The organism is Synechococcus sp. RC10A2, assembly GCF_047502605.1.
Genome location: NZ_JANSHP010000097.1, coordinates 1 through 21097 on the forward strand (window position 1 = coordinate 1; position 21097 = coordinate 21097).

The 21097-nt window shown below is 60.7% G+C and carries 27 protein-coding genes; 13 read left to right on the forward strand and 14 right to left on the reverse strand.

The genetic code is table 11. The annotated features are described in order from the left end of the window. The 6 genes from NW848_RS13070 to NW848_RS13095 form a co-directional block, all read right to left on the reverse strand. On the reverse strand, window positions 1-1234 hold a 1234-nt coding region (locus NW848_RS13070), incomplete at its 3' end, for a helix-hairpin-helix domain-containing protein (RefSeq protein WP_414511182.1). Continuing rightward, the gene (locus NW848_RS13075) at window positions 1231-2004 is read right to left on the reverse strand and encodes a PP2C family serine/threonine-protein phosphatase (protein ID WP_414511183.1); all 774 of its coding nucleotides are present in this window, start codon (window positions 2002-2004) and stop codon (window positions 1231-1233) included. The genes NW848_RS13070 and NW848_RS13075, both read right to left, overlap by 4 nt. 14 nt (window positions 2005-2018) lie before the next feature. Then, window positions 2019-2684: a vWA domain-containing protein gene (locus NW848_RS13080; protein ID WP_414511184.1), complete on the reverse strand. Its 666-nt coding sequence runs from the start codon at window positions 2682-2684 to the stop codon at window positions 2019-2021. A 21-nt stretch (window positions 2685-2705) separates the two neighbouring features. After that, the gene (locus NW848_RS13085; RefSeq protein ID WP_414511185.1) at window positions 2706-2840 is read right to left on the reverse strand and encodes a hypothetical protein; all 135 of its coding nucleotides are present in this window, start codon (window positions 2838-2840) and stop codon (window positions 2706-2708) included. 12 nt (window positions 2841-2852) lie between these two features. Continuing rightward, entirely contained in the window at window positions 2853-3536 is a 684-nt protein-coding gene (locus NW848_RS13090) for an RNA polymerase sigma factor (RefSeq protein WP_414511186.1), read from the reverse strand. A gap of 50 nt (window positions 3537-3586) precedes the next feature. Continuing rightward, window positions 3587-3859, reverse strand: coding sequence for a DUF433 domain-containing protein (locus NW848_RS13095; RefSeq protein ID WP_414511187.1), 273 nt, complete (start codon window positions 3857-3859; stop codon window positions 3587-3589). A 51-nt stretch (window positions 3860-3910) separates the two neighbouring features. On the opposite strand from NW848_RS13095, the gene NW848_RS13100 reads away from it, so the two are divergent. Then, window positions 3911-4165, forward strand: coding sequence for a hypothetical protein (locus tag NW848_RS13100; RefSeq protein WP_414511188.1), 255 nt, complete (start codon window positions 3911-3913; stop codon window positions 4163-4165). Further along, complete coding sequence (locus tag NW848_RS13105) at window positions 4153-4575, forward strand: putative toxin-antitoxin system toxin component, PIN family (RefSeq protein ID WP_414511189.1); 423 nt, start codon at window positions 4153-4155, stop codon at window positions 4573-4575. The genes NW848_RS13100 and NW848_RS13105 overlap by 13 nt, the downstream gene beginning before the upstream one ends. Here the strand turns inward: NW848_RS13105 and NW848_RS13110 are convergent. Further along, complete coding sequence (locus NW848_RS13110) at window positions 4550-4672, reverse strand: DUF433 domain-containing protein (protein WP_414511337.1); 123 nt, start codon at window positions 4670-4672, stop codon at window positions 4550-4552. The genes NW848_RS13105 and NW848_RS13110 overlap by 26 nt on opposite strands. A 168-nt stretch (window positions 4673-4840) precedes the next feature. On the opposite strand from NW848_RS13110, the gene NW848_RS13115 reads away from it, so the two are divergent. The 3 genes from NW848_RS13115 (at window position 4841) to groL (ending at window position 7055) form a co-directional block, all read left to right on the forward strand. Beyond that, a complete protein-coding gene (locus tag NW848_RS13115) occupies window positions 4841-4987 on the forward strand; it encodes a hypothetical protein (RefSeq protein ID WP_414511190.1) in 147 nt (48 codons plus the stop codon). A gap of 143 nt (window positions 4988-5130) precedes the next feature. Next, window positions 5131-5418, forward strand: coding sequence for a co-chaperone GroES (gene groES / locus NW848_RS13120; protein ID WP_414511191.1), 288 nt, complete (start codon window positions 5131-5133; stop codon window positions 5416-5418). Window positions 5419-5444: 26 nt separating this feature from the next. Then, window positions 5445-7055 carry a chaperonin GroEL gene (gene groL / locus NW848_RS13125; RefSeq protein ID WP_414511192.1) on the forward strand — a complete coding sequence of 537 codons (1611 nt, stop codon included), beginning with the start codon at window positions 5445-5447 and terminating at the stop codon, window positions 7053-7055. Window positions 7056-7372: 317 nt separating this feature from the next. Here groL and NW848_RS13130 read toward each other — a convergent pair whose 3' ends face one another. Then, window positions 7373-7582 carry a hypothetical protein gene (locus NW848_RS13130; RefSeq protein WP_414511193.1) on the reverse strand — a complete coding sequence of 70 codons (210 nt, stop codon included), beginning with the start codon at window positions 7580-7582 and terminating at the stop codon, window positions 7373-7375. A 46-nt stretch (window positions 7583-7628) separates the two neighbouring features. Between NW848_RS13130 and NW848_RS13135 the strand changes: the two genes are divergently transcribed. After that, window positions 7629-8543: a hydroxymethylglutaryl-CoA lyase gene (locus tag NW848_RS13135; protein WP_414511194.1), complete on the forward strand. Its 915-nt coding sequence runs from the start codon at window positions 7629-7631 to the stop codon at window positions 8541-8543. Between the two features lie 7 nt (window positions 8544-8550). Here NW848_RS13135 and NW848_RS13140 read toward each other — a convergent pair whose 3' ends face one another. Then, window positions 8551-9144 (reverse strand): hypothetical protein, encoded by a 594-nt coding sequence (locus NW848_RS13140; protein WP_414511195.1) that lies wholly within the window; start codon window positions 9142-9144, stop codon window positions 8551-8553. Between the two features lie 185 nt (window positions 9145-9329). Further along, entirely contained in the window at window positions 9330-10721 is a 1392-nt protein-coding gene (gene asnS / locus NW848_RS13145) for an asparagine--tRNA ligase (RefSeq protein ID WP_414511196.1), read from the reverse strand. A 201-nt stretch (window positions 10722-10922) separates the two neighbouring features. On the opposite strand from asnS, the gene NW848_RS13150 reads away from it, so the two are divergent. Next, on the forward strand, window positions 10923-11168 hold the full coding sequence (locus NW848_RS13150; protein ID WP_414511197.1) for a type II toxin-antitoxin system HicB family antitoxin: 246 nt from the start codon (window positions 10923-10925) through the stop codon (window positions 11166-11168). Then, window positions 11168-11386 (forward strand): type II toxin-antitoxin system HicA family toxin, encoded by a 219-nt coding sequence (locus NW848_RS13155; RefSeq protein WP_414511198.1) that lies wholly within the window; start codon window positions 11168-11170, stop codon window positions 11384-11386. The genes NW848_RS13150 and NW848_RS13155 overlap by 1 nt, the downstream gene beginning before the upstream one ends. Before the next feature lie 18 nt (window positions 11387-11404). Here the strand turns inward: NW848_RS13155 and NW848_RS13160 are convergent, their stop codons facing one another. Beyond that, window positions 11405-11728 carry an iron chelate uptake ABC transporter family permease subunit gene (locus NW848_RS13160; protein ID WP_414511199.1) on the reverse strand — a complete coding sequence of 108 codons (324 nt, stop codon included), beginning with the start codon at window positions 11726-11728 and terminating at the stop codon, window positions 11405-11407. 145 nt (window positions 11729-11873) lie between these two features. On the opposite strand from NW848_RS13160, the gene NW848_RS13165 reads away from it, so the two are divergent. Then, complete coding sequence (locus tag NW848_RS13165) at window positions 11874-12926, forward strand: hypothetical protein (protein WP_414511200.1); 1053 nt, start codon at window positions 11874-11876, stop codon at window positions 12924-12926. Window positions 12927-12999: 73 nt separating this feature from the next. Here the strand turns inward: NW848_RS13165 and NW848_RS13170 are convergent, their stop codons facing one another. Genes NW848_RS13170 through NW848_RS13180 form a run of 3 tightly spaced genes read right to left on the reverse strand, consistent with a single transcriptional unit; the run spans window position 13000 to window position 15596 of the window. Beyond that, a complete protein-coding gene (locus tag NW848_RS13170; protein ID WP_414511201.1) occupies window positions 13000-13998 on the reverse strand; it encodes a FecCD family ABC transporter permease in 999 nt (332 codons plus the stop codon). A 9-nt stretch (window positions 13999-14007) separates the two neighbouring features. Then, complete coding sequence (locus NW848_RS13175; RefSeq protein ID WP_414511202.1) at window positions 14008-14883, reverse strand: cell division protein FtsX; 876 nt, start codon at window positions 14881-14883, stop codon at window positions 14008-14010. Next, the gene (locus NW848_RS13180; protein ID WP_414511203.1) at window positions 14880-15596 is read right to left on the reverse strand and encodes a cell division ATP-binding protein FtsE; all 717 of its coding nucleotides are present in this window, start codon (window positions 15594-15596) and stop codon (window positions 14880-14882) included. The genes NW848_RS13175 and NW848_RS13180 overlap by 4 nt, the downstream gene beginning before the upstream one ends. A 124-nt stretch (window positions 15597-15720) precedes the next feature. On the opposite strand from NW848_RS13180, the gene NW848_RS13185 reads away from it, so the two are divergent. From NW848_RS13185 to NW848_RS13200, 4 genes are all read left to right on the forward strand, one after another. Further along, on the forward strand, window positions 15721-16809 hold the full coding sequence (locus NW848_RS13185) for a Gfo/Idh/MocA family protein (RefSeq protein WP_414511204.1): 1089 nt from the start codon (window positions 15721-15723) through the stop codon (window positions 16807-16809). Between the two features lie 49 nt (window positions 16810-16858). Further along, window positions 16859-17419, forward strand: a complete 561-nt coding sequence (locus NW848_RS13190) for an ANTAR domain-containing response regulator (protein WP_414511338.1) — start codon at window positions 16859-16861, stop codon at window positions 17417-17419. A 181-nt stretch (window positions 17420-17600) separates the two neighbouring features. Continuing rightward, window positions 17601-18467: a DUF1559 domain-containing protein gene (locus tag NW848_RS13195; RefSeq protein WP_414511205.1), complete on the forward strand. Its 867-nt coding sequence runs from the start codon at window positions 17601-17603 to the stop codon at window positions 18465-18467. A gap of 121 nt (window positions 18468-18588) precedes the next feature. Next, window positions 18589-21096 (forward strand): SpoVR family protein, encoded by a 2508-nt coding sequence (locus tag NW848_RS13200; RefSeq protein ID WP_414511206.1) that lies wholly within the window; start codon window positions 18589-18591, stop codon window positions 21094-21096. The last annotated feature ends 1 nt before the right edge of the window (window position 21097 follow it).

Sequence of the window (21097 nt, forward strand, 5' to 3'; positions counted from 1 at the left end):
CACTCCCCGACGCCAGCAAGCTCCCATCCGGCGAAAACGACACGCTGTTGACCAAATCTGTGTGCCCCGTGAGCGTGCGCACTTCCAAACCATCCGCCACGCGCCCCAAATGGACAGGAGTAGGCGCGGGTGTCGTGGCGGAAGCAGACGGGAGAGGCTGCTGACGCCCAGAAACACCCAAGTGCTGACCTGACGACACCGACGCCCGCGACGGAAACGGGTCTCGCCCACCCAGCGCTTGCTGACGCGCACACCACGGACAACCCGCAAGATGACCCCAGTAGTAATGTTGCTCATTCTGACCACACTGTTGCAGGGCATCCTCCGCACCCTCCAACGCCTCCAGCCAATCCTCCACCCGCGGGCGAACGCTCCGATTGCGATGCCCCTCCGCAAAACAACGCACAAACAACGCCTGAAGGTCGGAATGAAGCATCTCAAACGGGGGTGCAAGCGGCGACGGCTCAATCCCCGTGCGACCGCGAGCATACGGAAAGTAGCCATTCCGAATACGCGCGCCCAGCTCCGGCGGCTCGCCACGACCACGATACACCCCGTCAAACGGATGGAACCCCTCCATCAGCAACCTGAAAATCAGCACCGCCAGCGCAAAAGCGTCATGCTCAGGCTGGCGATCCACATCGGCAAAGGAGCAACCTTGCAGCTCAGGCGGCGTGTATTCGGGCTTGCCCACCAAACTGCGATACACCACGCCCGTCTCGGGATCGCGCACCTGAAACGAGTCGGCATCCACCAAGGTCACCAACGCCTGGTCGGACACCAACACATTCGACTCGTTCAGGTCGCCAATCACATAGCCCGCTTGGTGAACCGCCTGAACCGCCGCGCAGAGGTTGCGCGCTGTGCGCACCAAGTAGCGGTAGTTAAACAGGGGCAGCTGTCGACGGCGCGCACGCGGATTATACACCTCACTGAGCGGTAGCATCTGCCGCACGCGCGGCATCACGAAGCCAACAAGTTGATTGGTCGCGGTATCGCGCAGTAGCTCGGTCGGCCAAGCGATGGAGGGGTGGTTCAGGTGTTCGGTGGGGTTGACGGGCGGGTGGGCGACCATAATCTGGAGTTTCGCGATGCGTTCGGGGGTGCGTCTTTGGGCATGGTACACTTTCGCCACCAGGTCCGGGTAGTGCGGCACTTCGTAAATCGCGCCTTCCCCGCCACTGCGAAACGGCTCGTGCAGATCGAAAATTCTACCTGTACGCTCGGTTCTCACTCGCACGGCGTCTCACCTTTCCTGCCGATTAGCACGAGGGTCAGGTCGTCGTCTGTTCGGGCGCGCACGCGCTCCGAACGCAAAAAGGCTTCCAGTTGCGCTGCGCTTGCTTCGGGCGAGTCCACGAATCGGAACAGGGGCTGGAAAAAGGGCGGGTAGGGCGTGGCGTCGGGCAGCTGGAGCGCGAGCAGCTCCAGCCCGTCCGTGAAAATCGCCAAGTGCGCCGCTGCCCCTTCCCAGCGTTCGAATCGGGCGTGCGACAGTGCCCCCTCGCTGGTGAGGAAAACCGTCTCGTTGAGATACTCGCCGACGCGGGTGTGGGTGAGCAGGTGGAGCTGCCCCTGAGCATCTTCAAGGACGACCGCACCGTCGCCAATCTGCACGGAGGCGACCGCATGGGGCGTCGCCACGACGCCAATCAGGGTGGTGGCGAAGTCGGAGACGGTCGCCTCGTGCTGTGCCGCTTGCTCTGCGAGGGCGCGCTGCACCGACTCGATGGCTTGCGTGGCAAGCGCGCGCCACTCGTCCAGCCCGCCATTTGTCAGGGGGTCGCTCGGCAGGTTGCGCAGGAATTCCACCATCGCCTGCACGGCGCACTGGGCGCCTTGTTGGGCATAGCGGGCTGAACCTGCGCCGTCCGCCACGGCGACAATCAGCGCGCCCGATGGCGTCGTCGCATCGGCAAAGGCGTCTTGGCAAGGCAGCTCCAGACGCTCGTGCATGCTCCCCTGCACCGAGGCGGCAAGCACACGCCACTCCACGCGCTCCATCCGCGACGCCTCACTCAGATTTCGCTCCAGCCCGTAGGGGGCAACGGCACTTGGTCGCCCGGCTTGGAGCCTGACACGCGCTGCATACTGGCGGAGAGCCACACGAACAGCTCGCGGAACGCCAGACCACGCAGCTTGAGGGGCTGGCGCACCGAAATCTCCGCCAGCGTCGCCATATTCGCCTTATCGACGCCGACAGCGAAGAAGGCGACGCCCCTGTTTTCCTCTTCACGGCGTACCTGCTGGGCAGCGTGCTGCACGATGTGGTCTAGCTCGGTCGGCTCGCCATCGGTAATCATAAAAATCCACGGGCGGTAGTAGGCGATGCCGTTGCGCTTGTAGACCGCCTTGCGCTCGCGCACCAACTCCAGGGCGCGCAGGATACCTGTGCCCATCGCAGTCTGACCACTCGCATGCAGCAGGGGTGGCTCGAAGGCATCCACGGTCACGAAGTCCTGCACGACCTGCACTTGGCTATCGAAAGTGACGATGGCAACTTCCACACGGCGGGAAGCCAGCGGGTCGCCTTGCAGTTCCTCCTTGAAAGTGCGAATCCCCTCGTTCAGTGCGTCGATTTTTTCGCCCGCCATCGATCCAGAGGTATCCAGCAGCAGCACACATGCGCAGCGCGGTTCTGGATTTTCCGCAAACTCTACCCTCTCTTCCAGTTCTGTCACCATGGTTGCCCCTCCACGATCTTATTATACCGTAGCTTTCGCGTTTGGAACACTTTGGATCTCCAACAGGGCATGGAATCGCTCGCAGTTGAGGGGTGGGATTTTCCACTCGTCTATCACTTGTACCGACGCCGTTTTGTAGTTCTCGCGTACACCCACAGCCGCCGCTACTCATCGCGGGAGCCATCGCTGCCCCCCCCCGCGTAAGGCGGCTACTGCATTCAGGGTGTCGGGCAGCGCAATCAGGTTCGCTACCGCTAACGACAACGCCACTACACCAAGTACCTTCTGCCGTCGCATCATTCTGAACCTCCTGTGTGTCGTCTGAGCTGCTCGCTTCGGAGCAACCACTATAACGACACGAACCCCCGATTTTCTGGGGTCATACCCGAAAAATGCCACAAACCGCTCCCGCAACTCGTGCTGGTAGCTGTAGACCGTGCCGACGGCGACGCCCAACTGCGCGGCAATCGCTTTCGGCGTATCGCCCGCCTCTATCCGCTCCAGCGTGCGGCGCAGGTAGTCAGGCAACTGGGCGCGAAACCGCTCGCAGTCCACGCGGGCAATCGCCTGCGCCATCGGCGTGGGCGCGCTGGCGTGCTGTTGCCGTTGCTGGGCGAGGTAGTCCTGCTCCAGTCGCAGGCGTCGTTGCTGCGTGCGTTGGTGTTCGCGCACGACATTCAGCGTCAGCAATCGCAGTAGGCGCAGATCGTGCGTCTCCTCGTCGTGCGGGAAAGTGCCTGTGCGCTTGTGATAGCGCAGGCAGACCTCTGCGACGCAGTCGCGCGCGTCGTCTGAGTTCAGCCCCAGATGCAAGCACTGTCGGTAGATGCGCTCCAGAATGCAGATGGGCATCGTTGTCCCCCTACGCTGTATAGATACGCGCAGGGAGCGCAAGATTCCTGCTATGGAAACGGCGGATTGACCTCCGCTGCATACGCCAAGCACGCTTGAATATCTTCGGCAGTGAGGGCGGGGTACTCGTGCAGGATGGCTTCGGGCGTCAAGCCTTCGGCTAAGCTGCCCAGCACAACCGCAACGGGTATGCGTGTGCCACGGATGCACGGCTCCCCGTGATGAATCTCGGGGTCAACCGCGATGCGCTCTGCCCAGTGAACCTTCTGCATGCTCATCGCCCCTGCAGAGAGTGTACCCTGCGCCTGCGTGTAGAGCGACACCGAATCTACCCCCACGCGCCTGTGGGGTACAATCACCAACGGTGGTATCGTATGCCAAAGATGGAGTTGTCGGACGAACAGATTGTGGAGCTGATTCTACAGTTGCCCCCAGAGCGACGGCGGGCTGTGCTGCAGATGTTGCGCGCGGCGCGCGATGCCTGGTGGCAGCGCGTTTTGGCGGAGGGGGAACAGCAGATGCGCTGCCTGTGCGCAGAGCGCGGACTAAACTGGGACGCGATGACCGAAGAGGAGCGCGAATCGCTCGTTGATGACCTCATTCACGAGTACCGCGCATGCGACCCGTAGTGGTGTTCGATACCAACATTCTGTTTTCTGGCTTGGGCTGGCGAGGGAAAGCTCATCAGTGCCTGATGGCAGCACGCGAAGGTATTGTGGAGTCCGTCACCTGTCAAGAGATTCTGGCGGAGCTGGAGGCGGTACTCCGTTTGAAGCGCAATATGCCAGAGGACGATATTGTTGAGGCTGTCAACGAGATTCTTCTCTTCTCGCGTGTGGTTCAAATCGCTAACACTCTCACTGGCGTCGTTTCGGATCTAGAGGATCATGAGGATCATAAGGTACTGGAGTGCGCGGTTGTTGGCGGCGCCAGTCATATCGTGACAGGCGACCGCCGCCATCTGCTGCCGCTGGGCAGCTATCAAGGGATTGCTATCGTAAGCGCTGCCGACTTTATGGGGTTGGTTGCAAGTTTATGAGACGTGTGCCACGAATGCACGGCGCCCCGTGATGAATCTCGGGGTCAACCGCGATGCGCTCTGCCCAGTGAACTTTTGGCACGCGCGTCGCCTCCATAGAGAGTGTACCCTGCGCCTGCGTGTGGAGCGACACCGAATCTACCCCCACGCGCCTGTGTGGGTACAATCACCAACGGCAGTACCGTATGCCAAAGATGGAGTTGTCGGATGAGCAGGTTGTGGAGCTGATTATCTGCCCCCAGAGCGACAGCGGGCTGTGCTGCAGATGTTGCGCGCGGCACGCGATGTCTGGTGGCAGCGCGTTTTGGCGGATGGGGAACAGCAGATGCGCCACCTGTACGCAGAGCGTGGACTAAACTGGGACGCGATGATCGAAGAGGAGCGCGAGTGGTACGCAATTTCCGCGCCCTGATTTTTCGAACACACTCTCCACCCCTTGACAAGCCCGACTTCCATAGGGTAATATATAGGCGCGTTCAGCACTCGCAAGCCGCGAGTGCTAAATTTATGGCAGGCATATACTCAGCCAGTATCGGAGAAGGAGGTGTTGTGGCGATGTTGAAACCCATCGGCGATCGAGTGGTAGTCCGCCCCAAATCGGCGGAAGAGATGACCAAAAGCGGAATCATTTTGCCCGATACGGCGAAGGAGCGCCCGCAGGAAGGCGAGGTCATGGCTGTAGGCACAGGGCGTATCATGGACGATGGCACAGTTGTCCCGCTGGCAGTGAAAGTCGGCGACACAGTGCTATTCTCAAAATACGGCGGTACGGAAGTTAAGATAGGCGGCGAGGAATATATCATCCTCCGCGAAGACGACATTTTAGCCGTACTGGAGAAATAACCCTATCATAGGAGGGAATTGAAGCGATGGCAGCGAAGGAGATTTTATACACGGAAGCGGCGCGCCATGCGCTGGAGCGCGGCGTCGATACAATTGCAAATGCAGTTAAGGTCACTCTCGGACCGCGAGGCAGGAATGTCGTTTTAGAGAAGAAGTTCGGCTCGCCAACCGTCATCAACGACGGCGTGACGATTGCGAAGGAAATAGAGTTGGAAGACCGTTTCGAGAACATGGGCGCGCAACTCGTGCGCGAGGTGGCGTCCAAGACGAACGATGTGGCGGGCGACGGCACGACCACCGCGACCGTGCTGGCGCAAGCCATCTTCAAGGAGGGTCTCAAGGCGGTCGCCGCAGGCGCGAACCCGATGTATGTCAAGCGCGGCATCGATAGAGCCGTCGAGGCTGCCGTGAAGTTCATCCAAGAGACCGCCACTCCCGTCGAGGGTCGCGCCGCCATCGAGCAGGTGGCGACCATCTCCGCGAACGACCCCGCCATCGGCAAGGTGGTCGCCGACGCCATCGAGAAGGTCACCAAAGACGGCGTGATTACCGTCGAGGAATCCAAAGGCACGGAGACCACGCTGGAGGTCGTGGAAGGCATGCGCTTCGACCGCGGCTACATCTCGCCCTACTTCATCACCGACCCTGAGCGGATGGAAGCCGTGCTGGAGGAGCCGTACATCCTGCTCTACGAGAAGAAAATCAGCGCGGCGCAAGACCTGATTCCTGTGCTGGAGCAGGTCGTGCGCGCAGGCAAGCCGCTACTGATTATCGCCGAGGACATGGAAGGCGAAGCGCTGGCGACGCTGGTGGTCAATAAACTGCGCGGTGTCTTCCAGTGCGCCGCCGTGAAAGCGCCTGGCTTCGGCGAACGACGCAAGGCGATGATGGAAGACATCGCCATCCTCACGGGCGGAACCTTCCTCACCGAGGATCTCGGCATCAAGCTGGAGAATGTGAAACTGGATCAGCTGGGGCGCGCCGAGAAGGTAGTCATCGAGAAAGAGCATACGACTATCATCGGCGGCAAGGGCAAGCCCGAAGCGATTCAGGGGCGCATTCAGCAAATCCGCAAGCAAATTGAAACCACTGAGTCGGACTACGACCGCGAGAAGCTGCAGGAGCGTCTGGCGAAGCTGGCGGGTGGCGTGGCAGTCATCAAAGTCGGCGCGGCGACCGAGACCGAACTGAAGGAGAAAAAGTCGCGCTTCGAAGACGCCATCAACGCCACCAAAGCCGCCGTTGAAGAGGGCATCGTGCCTGGCGGCGGCGTCACGCTCGTGAACGCCATCAAAGCGCTGGACGCGCTGCAGGTAGACGGCGACGAGAGAATCGGCGTGCATATTGTCCGCCGCGCCCTCGAAGAGCCGCTGCGCCAGATTGCTAATAACGCAGGCGCGGAAGGCTCCGTCATCGTCGAGAAGGTCAAAGAACTGCCGCAAGGGCACGGCTACAACGCCGCCACAGGCGCGTTCGTGAACATGATTGAGGCGGGCATCGTCGATCCTGCTAAGGTCACTCGCACCGCGCTGGAGAACGCTGCCTCCATCGCCTCTATGCTCCTTACGACCGAAGCGCTGGTGGCGGAAGTGCCCGAAGAGAAGAACGGCAAAAAGACTTCACCATCCCCCTACTGACACACAGACCACTCACCCCCCAATAGCCGGGGCTGAAAAGCCCCGGCATTTTTTTCACTCACGCCCCAACATCTGATCGTATTCGGAATGTGTTCCTATCCAAAACCAAAGTAAGTTTTCGTCTTGCTCGACGGCTAACGCCCTGTAAGACCGTCCTATTCGTACAGACCAGAACCGTCCGACTTTTTTCAAGTGCAACGACGGGTGCAACGGATTCTTTTTCAAGAGTTCATAACACTTATCTGCCTGCTTTTGTACCTCTTCAGGCAATCGCCGATAATGCTCCCAAAAGCGCGGCGTAGCTTTGTGTTTCACATTCACAAGTCCGTACAGCGTCCCTCGTAATAATCCCGAATCGCCTCTTCTGCAAGGGCGTCGAGCCTTCCCTCGGCGACATCCCTCTCGAATTCAGAATCCCACAACTGCGCGTCGTACTCGGCGAACCAGCGGCGAAACGCCCGTAAGTCTTCTGGCGAGAGCCGCTGGATAGCTGCCTCAATCTCCGAAAGCAGTTCAGGCGTCTTCATCGGCTGTCCTCTTCAGGTAATTTATTCTACGATTCGGAGCCTGAAAATGTTTCAGAGCCTGCCGCGGTTTGTGCGGATTGTAGAAGTGGGCGCGCGGGACGGCTTGCAGAACGAGCCGACCACTGTGCCGACGGAGGTCAAGGTGCGCTTTCTCGAGATGCTGGCGGACGCGGGGCTGCCCGTGGTGGAGGCGACTGCGTTCGTCAGCCCGAAGTGGGTGCCCCAACTCGCTGACGCCGAGCAGGTCATGCGCACGCTGCGACGGCGCGACGGCGTGCGCTACCCCGTGCTGGTTCCCAACCTCAAGGGGCTGGAGCGCGCCCTGTCGGCAGGCGCGCGCGAGATCGCCGTGTTCACCGCCGCGTCGGAAACCTTCTGCCAGCGCAACCTGAACCGCAGCATCGAGCAGTCGCTGGCGGAGTTCGAGCAGGTTGTGCATGAGGCAAAAGCGGTGGGCTGCTGGGTGCGCGGCTATGTGTCCACCGCATTCCTGTGCCCCTACGAAGGCGCGATTGCCCCTGAATCGGTAGTGCCCATCGTAGAACGCTTGCTTGCGATGGGCGTGGACGAGGTAAGTGTGGGCGATACGATCGGCGCGGCAGTACCGACGCAGGTCGCGCGCCTGACGGAAGCCTTACTGCCCATCCTACCGCTGGAACGCTTCGCCTACCACTTCCACAACACCTACGGCACGGCGCTGGCGAATGTGCTGACCGCGCTGCAGCAGGGTGTGTTTATCTTCGATTCGAGCGCGGGGGGGCTGGGCGGCTGTCCATTCGCGCCAGGCGCGTCAGGCAACCTCGCAACGGAAGACCTGCTCTACATGCTGCACGGAATGGGCATCGAGACGGGTGTGGATCTCGCGGGCGTGGCGGCAGCAGCACAGTTCATCCTCAGCCATCTGCAGCGAGAGACGCCCCCCAGCAGCTACCTGCGCGCCTGTAAACGCCCGCCAGAGTAGCCAACAGTTAAGGCGGCGGTGGGGGAAAGTCCAGCACGGAGATGGGCACCTCGAAAGTGACGCCTGTGCGCGTGTCGGTAATTACCAATCGGGTCGCGCCACGACGGAGTCCCGTGACTCGCACGGCATTGGTGCTCAGTTTCTCCACGCGTGCCAAGTTCGTATCGCGCACTGAAAAGACGAAGTCCGCGCTCACGACGCTGCTTGTCCGCATGTCTCGCAGGGTCGCCGCGACCTGAATCTGTTCGTCTACCCACACTTCGATGGTTGCAGGGTTCGTCTCAATCTGGTAGCGACTGAGGTCGTACTGAATCGAGCCGACTGACCCCGCCACTATCGTGAACTCTTGGGCGACCACCTGCCCGTTGCTGAGGGTGGTCTCTACACGGATGCGGTGCGTGCCAGGCGGCAACACAATTCGCTGGGGATTTTCCACCAGTTGTCCGTTGAGGAACACGCGTGCGCTCGTTGGGTTACCCGTCACGGCGAGCGAGAAAGTGGTCGTGCCACCGCCGCCTCCGCCACCTGAACACGCCAACAGGCTTAGCGCGAACAACACGCTCAGCAGTCCTACCGCCCATCGTACCGTCCGCTTGCTCATCGTTTACATGCTCCTAAGAAAAATTTAACCCCCCTCCTTAAGGTTCCCCCTGCGGGCAGGGGGAACCAAGCAGGCTCTCGCTCTCCCTCGCGCTTCAGGAGAACCCGCAAGCCCTTCCATCGGTTCCCCTCGCGTAGCGGGGGGAACCTTAAGGAGGGGGGCAAAACTACTACTTTAGACGCCCACTAAAACTCCGCGTTTCCAGGCGTGCGTGGGAACGGGATTACATCCCGAATGTTTTTCATGCCTGTGATATACATCAGCATCCGCTCGAAGCCCAGCCCGAAGCCCGAATGGGGCGCGCTGCCGTAGCGACGCAGGTCTAAGTACCACCAGTAGTCCTGCTCGTTCAGCCCCATTTCACGGATGCGTTGCAGCAGCACCTCATAGCGCTCCTCGCGCTGGCTGCCGCCGATAATCTCGCCCACGCGCGGCACCAGCACATCCATCGCCCGCACCGTGCGCTCGTCGTCGTTCAGGCGCATGTAGAACGCCTTAATCTCACGCGGGTAATCCGTCACAATCACAGGCTTCTTAAAATACTCCTCGGTGAGGTATCGCTCATGCTCGGTTTGCAGGTCGTTGCCCCACACGGGCGGGAACTCCCAGTTGCGCGACGCGCCCTGTAGGATGCGAATCGCCTCCGTGTAGGTGATGCGCTCAAAGGGCGATTCGGCGACATGCTGCAGCGTCTCCAGCACGGTGTTGTCGATGCGCTGGTGGAAAAACTCCAAGTCCTCGCCGCAGTGGTCTAACACATAGCCGATGATGTATTTGAGGAACTCTTCGGCGAGGTCGGCGTTGTCGTTCAGTTCGTAGAACGCCATTTCGGGTTCGATCATCCAGAACTCGGCGAGGTGGCGCGGGGTGTTGCTGTTCTCGGCGCGGAAGGTCGGTCCGAAGGTGTAGACCTTGCCGAACGCGAGCGCGAAAATCTCCGCCTCCAGTTGCCCGCTGACGGTCAAATACGCGGGCTTGCCGAAAAAGTCCTGCGAGAAGTCCACCCGACCATCGGGTGTGCGCGGGAGGTTCTCCAAGTCGAGCGTGGTGACGCGGAACATCGCGCCTGCACCCTCACAGTCGGAAGTGGTGATAATCGGGCTATGCACATACAGGAAGTCGCGCTCTTGGAAGAACTTATGAATCGCGTAGGCGAGCGCATGACGCACGCGGAACACCGCGCCGAAGGTGTTGCCCCGCACGCGCAGGTGGGCAATCTCGCGCAGGTACTCGAACGAGTGCCCCTTTTTCTGCATCGGGTAGGTTTCGGGGTCGGCGGTTCCGTAAATATGCACGGACTGGAGGCGCAACTCCACAGGCTGCTTGGGCGCGGGCGATTCGGTGAGGATGCCGACCGCCTCGATGCACGCGCCTGTGGTGATGTGGCGTAGCGTCTCTTCGGGGACAACGCCCGCCTCCGCCACAATCTGCAGGCTCTTGAAGCGCGAGCCGTCGTTGAGTTCAATAAACGAAATTCCCTTCGAATCGCGGCGGGAGCGCACCCAGCCGCGCACTTTCAGCAGGCTCCCAATCGGTTGCTCATACGCCTGCTTCACGGAGACCCACTTCGGTTCCATAGCAGGTATTGTACCTGAGTCGTGTGGCGGAGCTTCCCCTGACATGCTTCGGCTTCTACGACTGCAGGGCAGATGGTGGAAAAGCTTTCCACTGCCCCTTCACACCCCGTATAGGATATAATTCGAGCGGCGCGGTGTGAGTCGCGTTCCCATCCTGCGAAGCTCACGCCTGTGTCATACCGTGCTGAGGGTGATGAACAAATGTTGCTAACCAACTACATTCGGGCAGCCATGCGTCGGGCAACCTACGAGATTCTGCCAGACGGCACTTATTACGGGGAAATTCCCGGCTTTCAAGGTGTCTACGCCAACGCGCCAACTCTGGAGGAGTGTCGCGAGACGCTTCAAGAAGTTCTGGAAGGCTGGATCATTCTGGGGTTGCAGCTGGGACATACGCTGCCTGTGGTGGACGGGATCTCGTTGACCGTCGCAAAGGAGGCAGTCTAATGCCGAAGTTCGGTCCGATCAAGCGGTCGGACTTGATTCGCTGTCTGAGGGAGTTGGGTTTCGAGGGTCCCTATGCTGGTGGTAGGCATCAGTATATGGTCAGGGGAGAAGTCAGGTTAGTGCTGCCGAACCCTCACGAAGGCGAGATCAGTCGCGACCTGCTGGCTCGAATTCTTCGACAAGCGGGGATTACGCGGGAGGAGTGGGAAGAACTTTAGGAAACCGTTGGTATCCACCTAAGGACCACGCGCCTCGCTGCGCATCACCCACAGAAACAGCGGCGCGCCAATCAGCGCGGTAATCACGCCGACGGGCAGCTCCACGGGTCGCGCCAGCGTGCGGGCGAGCGTGTCCGCCCACAGCAGCAGGATTGCGCCGCCCAGCGCGGAGAGGGGCATCAGCACGCGGTGGTCGCCCCCCACGAGTCGGCGTAGATCGTTGAGTTCAATAAACGAAATCCCCTTCGAATCGCGTCGGGAGCGCACCCAGCCGCGCACTTTCAGCAGGCTCCCAATCGGTTGCTCATACGCCTGCTTCACGGAGACCCACTTCGGTTCCATGCCCAATAGTGTACCTAAGCTATCCTCTCAGACAGAGTCGGCGAAAAGAGCGAAGGCAGTCCCATAAAAGAGTTTGTTTACCTTCAACTAGGACTCCAGAAAAGTGCCTGCCTCGCCATAATCCTTTTCTGGAGGACTTTAGACCATGCGAGATTGTAAGAGACTCTGCAGATGGCTCATTAGCTGCAGCGTTATTGCGCTGCTTGCTGGTTGTGGCGGTGGTAGCAGCACGAACCCGCAGACCGCTGAACAGCAAATCGTCGCGTCCAATACGAACTTCCGTACACGGGTGCAGACAATCTTACGCAACGCTGCACAGGAGATGGGAGTTCAGGTGAGTCCAGAAAACTTTGCCTGTGGCGTTTTCACCAACGGCTCCGACGGCAGGATGAGTGTGATGATTAACGCCGCTATTGCCGACGCGCAGGACCTGACCCTTGACGACCTCCGCGCGGGCGCGGATGTAATGTTTTGCTATGTGAGGACGGATGATGGCTACCGCAACTTCCTCATAGTCAGGATTCGTCAAGTCAATAACCTTTGGGTCGCCGAAGTACGCAACCTCGCAGGAGAAACCATGACTCTCGACGTCGAAGTGAAGACAGGTCAGCCAGTGTCGAACACGATGACCACCGTGTGGTATCCAAACGGAACTGTGTGCGTTGACAGGCGTATTGGTAAGTTTCGTGTGGCTATCGTGGCGTGTACTGTCAGGGATTCAGTCTTTAACCCTATTCCTTACCGCGCCACCTCTGGTGGTTGGGAAGACCAGCTGGACAGCGCGTGTGAGCAGCTGATGAGCTCTGTTAGGGGCGCGATGCAAAGCCGAAGCGGGAGTAGTTTTCGTGGCGTCGTAGCGATTAGTCGCGACGATGTGCTGTCAGTGTGCCAACTGTCGGGCATGGCGTCCGAAATGCAACTGAACGACTCGTCACGCCCTCTCGGCTACTGCTACATCTGGAAAGAGCGCAACGGCGACGACTTGCCTACCAGAATCTTTCCGATTAAGCTCATCTCTGCTCAAGACAACAGTTATGCCGTTGACGGAGCGCCCGCGATTGGCGTGACCCTGGAACCTTCGTACCTCACAATCAAGACGAAAAGCAGTCCCCGTCCACGACTCGACGACAATCGGATAGCGCTACTCCTGCCCGTGCAGGATCAAGTTGTGAGCTTGGAGGTTCCCCTGACGCAGTAAAGCGTCTGACCTGCGCTGCCTTCTCCGTGTGCCTACTGGGGAGGGCAGCGCACTTGATCTGCTCTGACCGAGCTTAGGGACTCCGCCCCTCGCCCCGCATCACCCACAGAAAGAGCGGCGCGCCAATCAGCGCGGTAATCACGCCGACGGGCAACTCCACAGGGCGCGCCAGCGTGCGGGCAAGCGTATCCGCCCACAGCAGCAAGATTGCGCCGCCCAGCGCGGAAAGCGGCATCAGCACGCGATGGTCGCCCCCCACCACACGGCGCAGCAGGTGCGGAGTCATCCACCCCACGAAGCCGATGATGCCCGCAATCGCCACCGTTGCAGCGGTCGCCAGCGCGCCGCCCATCAGCACCGCCCACTTGAGCCGCTCCACCTGCGCGCCCAAGTGCTGCGCGGTCTCCTCGCCCGCCGTGTAGAGGTTCAACGCGCGCGCCTGTCCCACAAGCAGCCCGCAGCCGACGAGCGCAGGCGCGCTTGCCCATCCCAAGCGCGTCCAGTCGGCGTTCAGAAGCCCGCCCAGCAGCCAATACAGCACGCGCGAGAGATCTTCGCCCGCCAGCACCAGCAGCAGCGTGATTACGCCCCACAAACTCGCGCTGAGCGACACGCCCACCAGCAGGAAACTGGGAATGCGCAGTTGCCCGCACTGCCGACTCAGCCCCAGCGCGAGCATCAGCGTCAGCAGCCCGCTGCCGAACGCCAGCAGCGCGATTGCCCAGCCCCAGCCGCGCATGTGCCAGCCGAGCAATACGCCGACCGCCGCGCCGACCGCCGCCCCCGACGAGACGCCCACAATGTACGGGTCTGCCAGCGAGTTGCGCAATAGCCCCTGAAACGCGCAGCCCACACAGCCCAGCACGCCGCCGACTAAGATTGCTGTCAGCACGCGCGGCAGGCGCAACTCCCAGAGAATCACCCGCGCCGTTTCGTCGCCGCGCCCGCGCAGCGCGTCCCACAGTTCGGCAAGGCTCAGCGGAACCGCCCCCATCAGCAGGCACAGCAGCGCACTCGCGCCCAATCCGCTCAGCAAAATCACGCCTGCCAGCCACGCGCGTTGGGTGCGCACGGTCGTCCCTCAGATGCGCACATAGCGCAGCGTCGCCCACCACGCGCACAGCCCGCCCATCAGCGCGCCCAGCGTCGGCAGCCCGACCAGCACCGCCAGCGGCGGCATCCCAGGCGGCAAATCGCGCAGGAACGCCCACTGCTGGGTCATATACTCCGATAGGAACGCAGCAGCGAGCAAGGTAATGGTCGCCGCCAATGCGCCGCCCACCAGCCCCTGCGTCATCCCCTCCAAGATGAACGGCAGCCGTATCGAGCGCAGCGTCGCGCCGACCAACGCCATCACGCGCACCTCGCGCTGGCGCGAGAAGATGGTCAGGCGCACCGTGTTGTAAATCAGGATCAGCGCCGCCAGCAGCAGCAGCCCGCCCGCGCCCAGCCCAATCCAGCGCACCAAGCGCGAGAGGCTCAGCACCGTCTGCAACTCGGCGCGACTGTCGATCACCTCGTCCACCAGCGGCGATTGCTGGATGCGCTCGGCGACGGCAGGCAACTGCTCAGGGTCGCGCACGCGCACGGTAAGCTTGTCGGGCAACGGGTTCGGTATATCGGCGAGGTTCACATCCGCCGCGAGCTTCTGTTTCTGCTCCTCCCAGGCGACCTCGCGCGGGGTCAGCGTCACGCGCTCGACCTCTTGCCACGACTCCAGATCGGCTTGCAACTGGAGCGCCTGCGCGCGCGTCGCGCTCATCTTGAGGAACACCTCCGCCTCGAAGTGGCTGGGTAGCGCCTGCGCGGCAGCGTCCAGCTTATAAAGCGCCATGCCCGCCCCGCCCAGCAGAATCAGCGCGATGCACGCGGTGCTAATCGCCGCCGCCTGCATCGTCGCGTTGCGCAGCAGGCTCTCCCAAGTCTCGTGCAGCACGAAGCGAACGCGATCGATCATAGCATCACCGAAGCGTACAGGCGGTCAAGCTCCACGGGGTAGCCCCCGCGCGGCACATCGCTGAGGATTTGCCCGCGATCCATCGCCACCACCCGCTGGCAGGCGCGGTCAACAATCATGCGGTTATGCGTGGAGACAATCACTGTCGCCCCGCGCAGGTTGATGCGCAGCAGCAGCTCGATAATCTCCCACGAGGTGTCGGGGTCGAGGTTGGCGGTCGGCTCATCGGCAATTAGCAGGGGGGGGTTGTTGGCGATGGCGCGGGCAATCGCTGCGCGTTGCGCCTCGCCGCCCGACAGTTGGCTAGGCAATTGACGCGCCTGCTCGTTCAACCCCACCAGCGCCAGCACCTGCGCCACGCGCTGGCGCACCGCGCTCTCGTTGTAGCCAATCGCGCGCAAGCCGTAGGCGATGTTCTCCCACACCGTTTTGCGAGGTAGCAGCGGGTAATCCTGCGGCACGATGCCCATCTGTCGGCGCAGAAACGGCAACTCGCGCGGCTTGAGCCGATGCACGGGCTGCCCCAGCACCCACACCTCGCCCTCTGTGGGGCGCGCCTCGCCATAGAGAAGCTTGAACAGTGTCGACTTGCCCGCCCCCGTCGCGCCGACCAGAAACACGAACTCGCCGCGCTCCACACACAAACGCACGCGCCGCAGCGCGCTCTGCTCGCCGTACACCACACTAACCTGCTTCAGCTCAACCAACGCCATCAAGCAGGCAATTCGCGGGCGAGCAAGAGATTCCTGCCAACTCGTTGACTCGCGTTGTCTTAGCGGGTACAATACATAGCATGGTTCGCGTCCCAGAGGGCTGGACTTGACCAGGAGCAAGTGCATGGAGACTGTCGGCGTCGGGATTATTGGGGCAGGCGGGATCGCGGCGGCGCACGCGAAAGCCTACCAGATGTTGGGCGCAAAGGCGCATTTAGTAGGCGTGGTGGATATCGACGAAGACCGCGCCCGTGCCTTCGCACGCCGCTACGAGATCCCCATCTGGAGCAGCGAGGACGACGAGCTGCTCAAACGGGACGACATCCAAGTCGTGAGCCTCTGCCTGCCACACCATCTCCATGCGCCCGTTGCTATCGCGGCGTTGCAGGCAGGCAAACATGTATTGGTCGAAAAACCGCTGGCAATCAGTTTGGAGGAAGCCGACGCGATGATTCGCGCGGCGCAGAAAGCCAAGCGCTACCTAAGCGTGGTGTTCCAACTGCGCTTTGAGAGCGATGTGCAGCGCGCTCGACTGATTCTTGAGCGCGGGCTTATCGGCAAGCCCTTCTATGCAGAGGCGAGCTGCCTCTGGTGGCGACGCCCGATGTATTACGAGAACACTTGGCGCGGCAAATGGGCGACCGAAGGCGGCGGCGCGGTCATCAATCAAGCCGTCCACCACCTCGACCTCATGATTTACCTGCTGGGCATGCCCCAGCGCGTCTACGCCGAGATCGACACCATCACCCACCAAATCGAAGTGGAGGATTGGTGCATCGCGACGCTCTACTGGGATGGTCTCAAGGCGAGCTTCTGCGCTTCCACTTGTGCGGAGCTGGAAGCCGACTCCAGCCGCTTGCTGATTCTGGGCGCGCACGGCTCGCTGCAGATGTTCCCGTTCCGCCCCCACTCGCGCCACGAGGAGCGCCACCTGCAAATCGGCGAAGCGTGCCGCTCCATCCCCGAACGGGAGCTGCCTGGACACACCGCCGAGATTCACGACTTTGTGTATAGCGTGTTGGAAAAACGCGAGCCGCGCGTGCCCGCCTCCGAAGGGCGACGCACGCTTGAGCTGATTACTGCTATCTACCAGTCCGCTTTCACGGGCGACGGGGTACAACTCCCCCTCACGCCCGACAGCCCTTGTTATACCACCGCAGGGAAGCTGGAGATGGCACGCCGCTATATGGCGACCCGAGCGAAGCGAAGCTAAGCGAGAGACGGAGGGAACTATGGAAACGCACAAATCCACAATCCGAGTGATGGTTGCAGAGGACGAGGAACTGACCCGACTAATGGTGCGTACCCAGCTGGAACAACTGGGCTACGAGGTCGTCGGGGAGGCAGAAACAGGGGAGGATGCCGTCCGCGTCGCGCTCCAAACGCAACCTGATGTGATTATCATGGACATTCGGATGCCGCTGATGGACGGCATCGAGGCGGCGCGGCAAATCGTGTCGCAACACCCATGCGCTATCGTGTTCCTCACTGCCTATGCCGAAGAGGAGCTGGTCAATCAAGCGACCGCCGCAGGCGCGTATGCCTACTTGCTCAAACCGTTCCGCAAGCAGGAACTGGCGCCCGCCATCAATGTCGCCTTGACCCGCTTCCGAGAAATGCAAACCAAAGACAAAGAGGTGCGCGAACTGCAAGAAGCGCTCGAGACGCGCAAACTTATCGAACGCGCCAAGGGAATCCTAATGGATCGGCTGGGCTTAAGCGAATCGGAGGCGTTCCGACGCATCCACTTTATGGCACGCAACCAAAACAAAACCATGAAAGAGATCGCCCAAAGCATTATCACGGCGTCGGAAATCCTCTGATGCACGCTAAATTGCCAGTTTTGCCCGAAGCCCCTTGACAAAATGGCATTTGGGGTATAATTGGGCAACTCCCAGGAGGGCAGCCCCGCGCCAGCGGGACTGCCTTCGTCTGATTTAGAAGCCTGCGTTTTGGGGCAGGCAGAGTAGGGAGAACATCACTATAGGAGGTATGTGCAGAACCATGAATCGCAAGGGCTTTACGCTGATCGAGCTGCTGGTCGTGATTGCAATCATCGCGATCTTGGCAGCAATCCTGTTCCCCGTGTTTGCGCAGGCACGCGAGAGTGCGCGCCAGACCCAGTGTACCAACAACCAGAGGCAAATCGCTACCAGCGTGCAGATGTATGTGCAGGACTACGATGAGACCTTCCCCATGAGCGCGTACTTTGGAACCAACCCGCAAGGGCAGCGCGTGCTGGTGGCGGTCTACGATGTGCTGGCGCCCTACATCAAGAATGTGGACATCTTCGTCTGCCCCAGCTACCGACCTGGGATTGACTGGCCGCAGCGCGTGCAGGCGGCGGGCTCGCCCTTCCCTGCACTGGCGACCTTCCGCTATGTCGGCTACATCCCCAATCTCGGGCTGTTCGGCGAGAACTTCTGCCCCGTCGTGCAAAAGCGTACCCCAGTCACCAAGCTGGCAGCTGTGGACGCGCCCGTCAACACCATCATGCTGTTCGACGGCTACCTAAAGAATCAGGCGCCGCTGGAATACTTCAACTTCTTGGCGTTCGCGCGCCACAAAGAGGGCGTGGTGATTAACTTCGTCGATGGGCACGCCAAGTGGTACCGCTGGAACGGCATCAAAAACATCGCGCCCAACACCCAGTTCCCCACGCCCGCCACAGCGTATAACGGACAACCGACGCGCGTCGGGGCAGGTGGATACTACTACAACTGGCGCGAGCTGCCGAACGAGGGCTTAATCGCCACCGAAGCGGGATTGCAAGCTGTCCAGAGCACGCCCAGCGGTCCCAACGGTCCGTACAACGACCTGCACGGCGTGCCAGGCACGGGCGTGACCGACTCGGAAGACATAGGCTGCTAAATACGCATCTATTCCTCTTACCTTCGCCAAGCCTGCATCAGGCTTGGCGAAGTTTTCTTAACGCCTCACGAAACCGCAGGAACCTGCCGACAATTATCTGCGTTAATATCCATGAGTGGGGATGCCTATGACGCAGGCGGAACGCGCCGAACTGGAACGCTGGATCGAGATGATTTACGAGAAGGCACTGGAACTGGGCTTAGACCCGTTTCCTGTGCATTTCGAAGTCGTGCCCGCGCATGTGATTTACGAGCTGGGCGCCTACGCGCTGCCCGCACGCTTCTCGCACTGGACCTTCGGGCGCGACTACCATGTGCAAAAGACCATGTACGAATACGGCATCAGCCGAATCTACGAGCTGGTCTTCAACTGCGATCCCTCCCAAGCGTTCCTGCTCGATGTGAACGACATGGTGGCGCACAAATTGGTAATCGCCCATGTGTACGGGCACTCGGACTTTTTCAAGAACAACATCTACTTCGAGCATACCGACCGCAAGATGATTGAGCGCGCCCGCCTGCACGCCGAGCGCATCCGCCACTACGAGATGGTTCACGGACCATTAGTCGTGGAACAGTTTCTGGACGCTGTGCTGTCGGTTGAAGAGCATATCGACCCTGTGTTGCCGACCTACGGCGCGCCCCCACGCAAACAAGAATCGCAAGACGCCCAGCCCACCGGCGACACCTTCGAAGACCTCTTCTACATGGCGCAGCCTAAACCAAAGCCCGAACCCAAGAAGCGCAAAATCCCCGAAGAGCCGCAGAAAGACCTGTTGCTGTTTATTCGCGACCACTCGCGCATACTGGAAGATTGGCAACGCGACATTATCAGTATGATTCGCGAGGAGATGCTTTACTTTTTACCGCAGATTAAGACGAAGATTATCAACGAGGGCTGGGCGTGTGCGACAGGCGACTCTTTATTGATTACCTCGCGCGGGATTGTACGCTTCGATACCCTGCACGCCGAGCGTCAGTCGCCTGTGTCGGTCGCCGTCGGCGAGCCGTCGGCGTCCTGCGCTGTGCTGGATTATCACTGCCAGCCTGACACGCCCACGATACGCATCACGACGAAGCGCGGTTTCACGATTGAGGGAGCGCACCAGCATCGTGTGCTGCTGCGTGACGGTCGCTGGGTGTATCTGCAAGATATTGCCATAGGCGATGAGGTTGCGTTAGCCGTGGGTACAGAGATATGGTCAGAGTCATATCAGCCGCTGCCAACCGCACGCAGCCGTTCCGCAACCCTCGCCGATGCCCTCAATCTCCCTGAACATCTTGACGAAGAGTTTGCCTACCTGCTTGGCTACTTCGTTGGCGACGGAAACTTCACGAAGTCGGGGGTTGGCTTCACTACAGGCGACGCCGAAATCGTGGAGCGATTGACAAGTCTTCTGCGCGGCTGGGGCTGCAACCCGCGCGTAAAGTATGACCTGCAGAACAACAGCGCGCGTTGGCGAATTGCTGTCCACTCGCGCACCCTTCGGGAACTGTTTATTGCGATTGGACTGTCGCCCGAACGCAAGGCGCGTCAGAAGGTTGTACCGCCAATTGTGCTGCAATCGCCGCGCGAGGTGGTCGCGGCGTTCCTACGCGGCTACTTCGACGCCGACGCTTATGCTGGCAATTCGGGCGTGATTCTCTCCAGCGCGTCGGAGTCGCTAATACGCACCGTGCAAACAGTCCTGCTTAACTTCGGCGTGCTCTCGTCCATCAGTCCGCCCCAGCAGGGTGTTTACCAACTGGCGATTCGCGGCGCGTCCGCGCGCGTTTTCGCCGAGAAGGTCGGCTTCGGTCTCAAACGGAAGTCGGAAGCCCTCCAGCGGTATCTCGAAAATCGCCGCTGGTTCTGTCGGCAGGAGCCGTTTGACCCCGTAGTCACAATCGAGCATGGGCGCGCCGATGTATACGATATCACGGTCGCCGACGCGCATCGCTATGTCGCCAACGGGATGGTTCACCACAACTCGTTCTGGCACGAGCGCATCCTCGAAGACCTACCCCTCACCCCCGACGAGCATGTGCAGTTCCGCAGGATGCACTCGGCAGTGATTCAGCCCGGCTCGCGCATGAGCCTGAACCCCTACTATGTCGGCTACAAAGTGCTGCGCGACATCGAGCGGCGCTGGAACGGCGAAGTTGACCCCGACGAGGAAGAGACCGACTGGCTGGGCACCCGAATCGAGCGCCCCGTCGGACAGGGAATGCAGAAACTCTTTGAGGTGCGCACGCTGGAGTGCGACCAGACCTTCCTGCATAAGTACCTCACGGAGAAACTGGTGCGCGAGTTAGACCTCTACACCTACCGCGTAGAAGAGCATAACGGCGAGCTGGTGTGGGTGGTAGACGAGACCGACTGGCGCGTGGTGCGCAACACGCTGGTAGACAACATGACCAACTTCGGCGCGCCCGTGATTACGGTCGAAGACGGCGACTGGGAGCATCGCGGCGAGTTGTACCTGAAGCACCATTACGACGGCAAGCCGCTCGATATGCAACGCACGACGCGCTGCATGCGCTATCTGGTGCGCCTGTGGGGACGCCCCGTGCATTTGGAGACCGTAATCGACGACGAGCAGGTGTTGCTCAGTTGCGATGGGAACACGATTGCGCAGCGTGCGCTGTAGC

Excerpts from the sequence above, each read along its gene's own strand:
- NW848_RS13075 (WP_414511183.1), bottom strand. The coding sequence starts at position 2,004 with ATGGAGCGCGTGGAGTGGCGTGTGCTTGCCGCCTCGGTGCAGGGGAGC.
- NW848_RS13080 (WP_414511184.1), bottom strand. The coding sequence starts at position 2,684 with ATGGTGACAGAACTGGAAGAGAGGGTAGAGTTTGCGGAAAATCCAGAA.
- NW848_RS13090 (WP_414511186.1), bottom strand. The coding sequence starts at position 3,536 with ATGCCCATCTGCATTCTGGAGCGCATCTACCGACAGTGCTTGCATCTG.
- NW848_RS13100 (WP_414511188.1), top strand. The coding sequence starts at position 3,911 with ATGCCAAAGATGGAGTTGTCGGACGAACAGATTGTGGAGCTGATTCTA.
- NW848_RS13105 (WP_414511189.1), top strand. The coding sequence starts at position 4,153 with ATGCGACCCGTAGTGGTGTTCGATACCAACATTCTGTTTTCTGGCTTG.
- NW848_RS13110 (WP_414511337.1), bottom strand. The coding sequence starts at position 4,672 with ATGGAGGCGACGCGCGTGCCAAAAGTTCACTGGGCAGAGCGCATCGCG.
- NW848_RS13115 (WP_414511190.1), top strand. The coding sequence starts at position 4,841 with ATGTTGCGCGCGGCACGCGATGTCTGGTGGCAGCGCGTTTTGGCGGAT.
- groES (WP_414511191.1), top strand. The coding sequence starts at position 5,131 with ATGTTGAAACCCATCGGCGATCGAGTGGTAGTCCGCCCCAAATCGGCG.
- groL (WP_414511192.1), top strand. The coding sequence starts at position 5,445 with ATGGCAGCGAAGGAGATTTTATACACGGAAGCGGCGCGCCATGCGCTG.
- NW848_RS13130 (WP_414511193.1), bottom strand. The coding sequence starts at position 7,582 with ATGAAGACGCCTGAACTGCTTTCGGAGATTGAGGCAGCTATCCAGCGG.
- NW848_RS13135 (WP_414511194.1), top strand. The coding sequence starts at position 7,629 with ATGTTTCAGAGCCTGCCGCGGTTTGTGCGGATTGTAGAAGTGGGCGCG.
- NW848_RS13140 (WP_414511195.1), bottom strand. The coding sequence starts at position 9,144 with ATGAGCAAGCGGACGGTACGATGGGCGGTAGGACTGCTGAGCGTGTTG.
- asnS (WP_414511196.1), bottom strand. The coding sequence starts at position 10,721 with ATGGAACCGAAGTGGGTCTCCGTGAAGCAGGCGTATGAGCAACCGATT.
- NW848_RS13150 (WP_414511197.1), top strand. The coding sequence starts at position 10,923 with ATGTTGCTAACCAACTACATTCGGGCAGCCATGCGTCGGGCAACCTAC.
- NW848_RS13155 (WP_414511198.1), top strand. The coding sequence starts at position 11,168 with ATGCCGAAGTTCGGTCCGATCAAGCGGTCGGACTTGATTCGCTGTCTG.
- NW848_RS13160 (WP_414511199.1), bottom strand. The coding sequence starts at position 11,728 with ATGGAACCGAAGTGGGTCTCCGTGAAGCAGGCGTATGAGCAACCGATT.
- NW848_RS13165 (WP_414511200.1), top strand. The coding sequence starts at position 11,874 with ATGCGAGATTGTAAGAGACTCTGCAGATGGCTCATTAGCTGCAGCGTT.
- NW848_RS13175 (WP_414511202.1), bottom strand. The coding sequence starts at position 14,883 with ATGATCGATCGCGTTCGCTTCGTGCTGCACGAGACTTGGGAGAGCCTG.
- NW848_RS13180 (WP_414511203.1), bottom strand. The coding sequence starts at position 15,596 with ATGGCGTTGGTTGAGCTGAAGCAGGTTAGTGTGGTGTACGGCGAGCAG.
- NW848_RS13185 (WP_414511204.1), top strand. The coding sequence starts at position 15,721 with ATGGAGACTGTCGGCGTCGGGATTATTGGGGCAGGCGGGATCGCGGCG.
- NW848_RS13190 (WP_414511338.1), top strand. The coding sequence starts at position 16,859 with ATGGTTGCAGAGGACGAGGAACTGACCCGACTAATGGTGCGTACCCAG.
- NW848_RS13195 (WP_414511205.1), top strand. The coding sequence starts at position 17,601 with ATGAATCGCAAGGGCTTTACGCTGATCGAGCTGCTGGTCGTGATTGCA.
- NW848_RS13200 (WP_414511206.1), top strand. The coding sequence starts at position 18,589 with ATGCCTATGACGCAGGCGGAACGCGCCGAACTGGAACGCTGGATCGAG.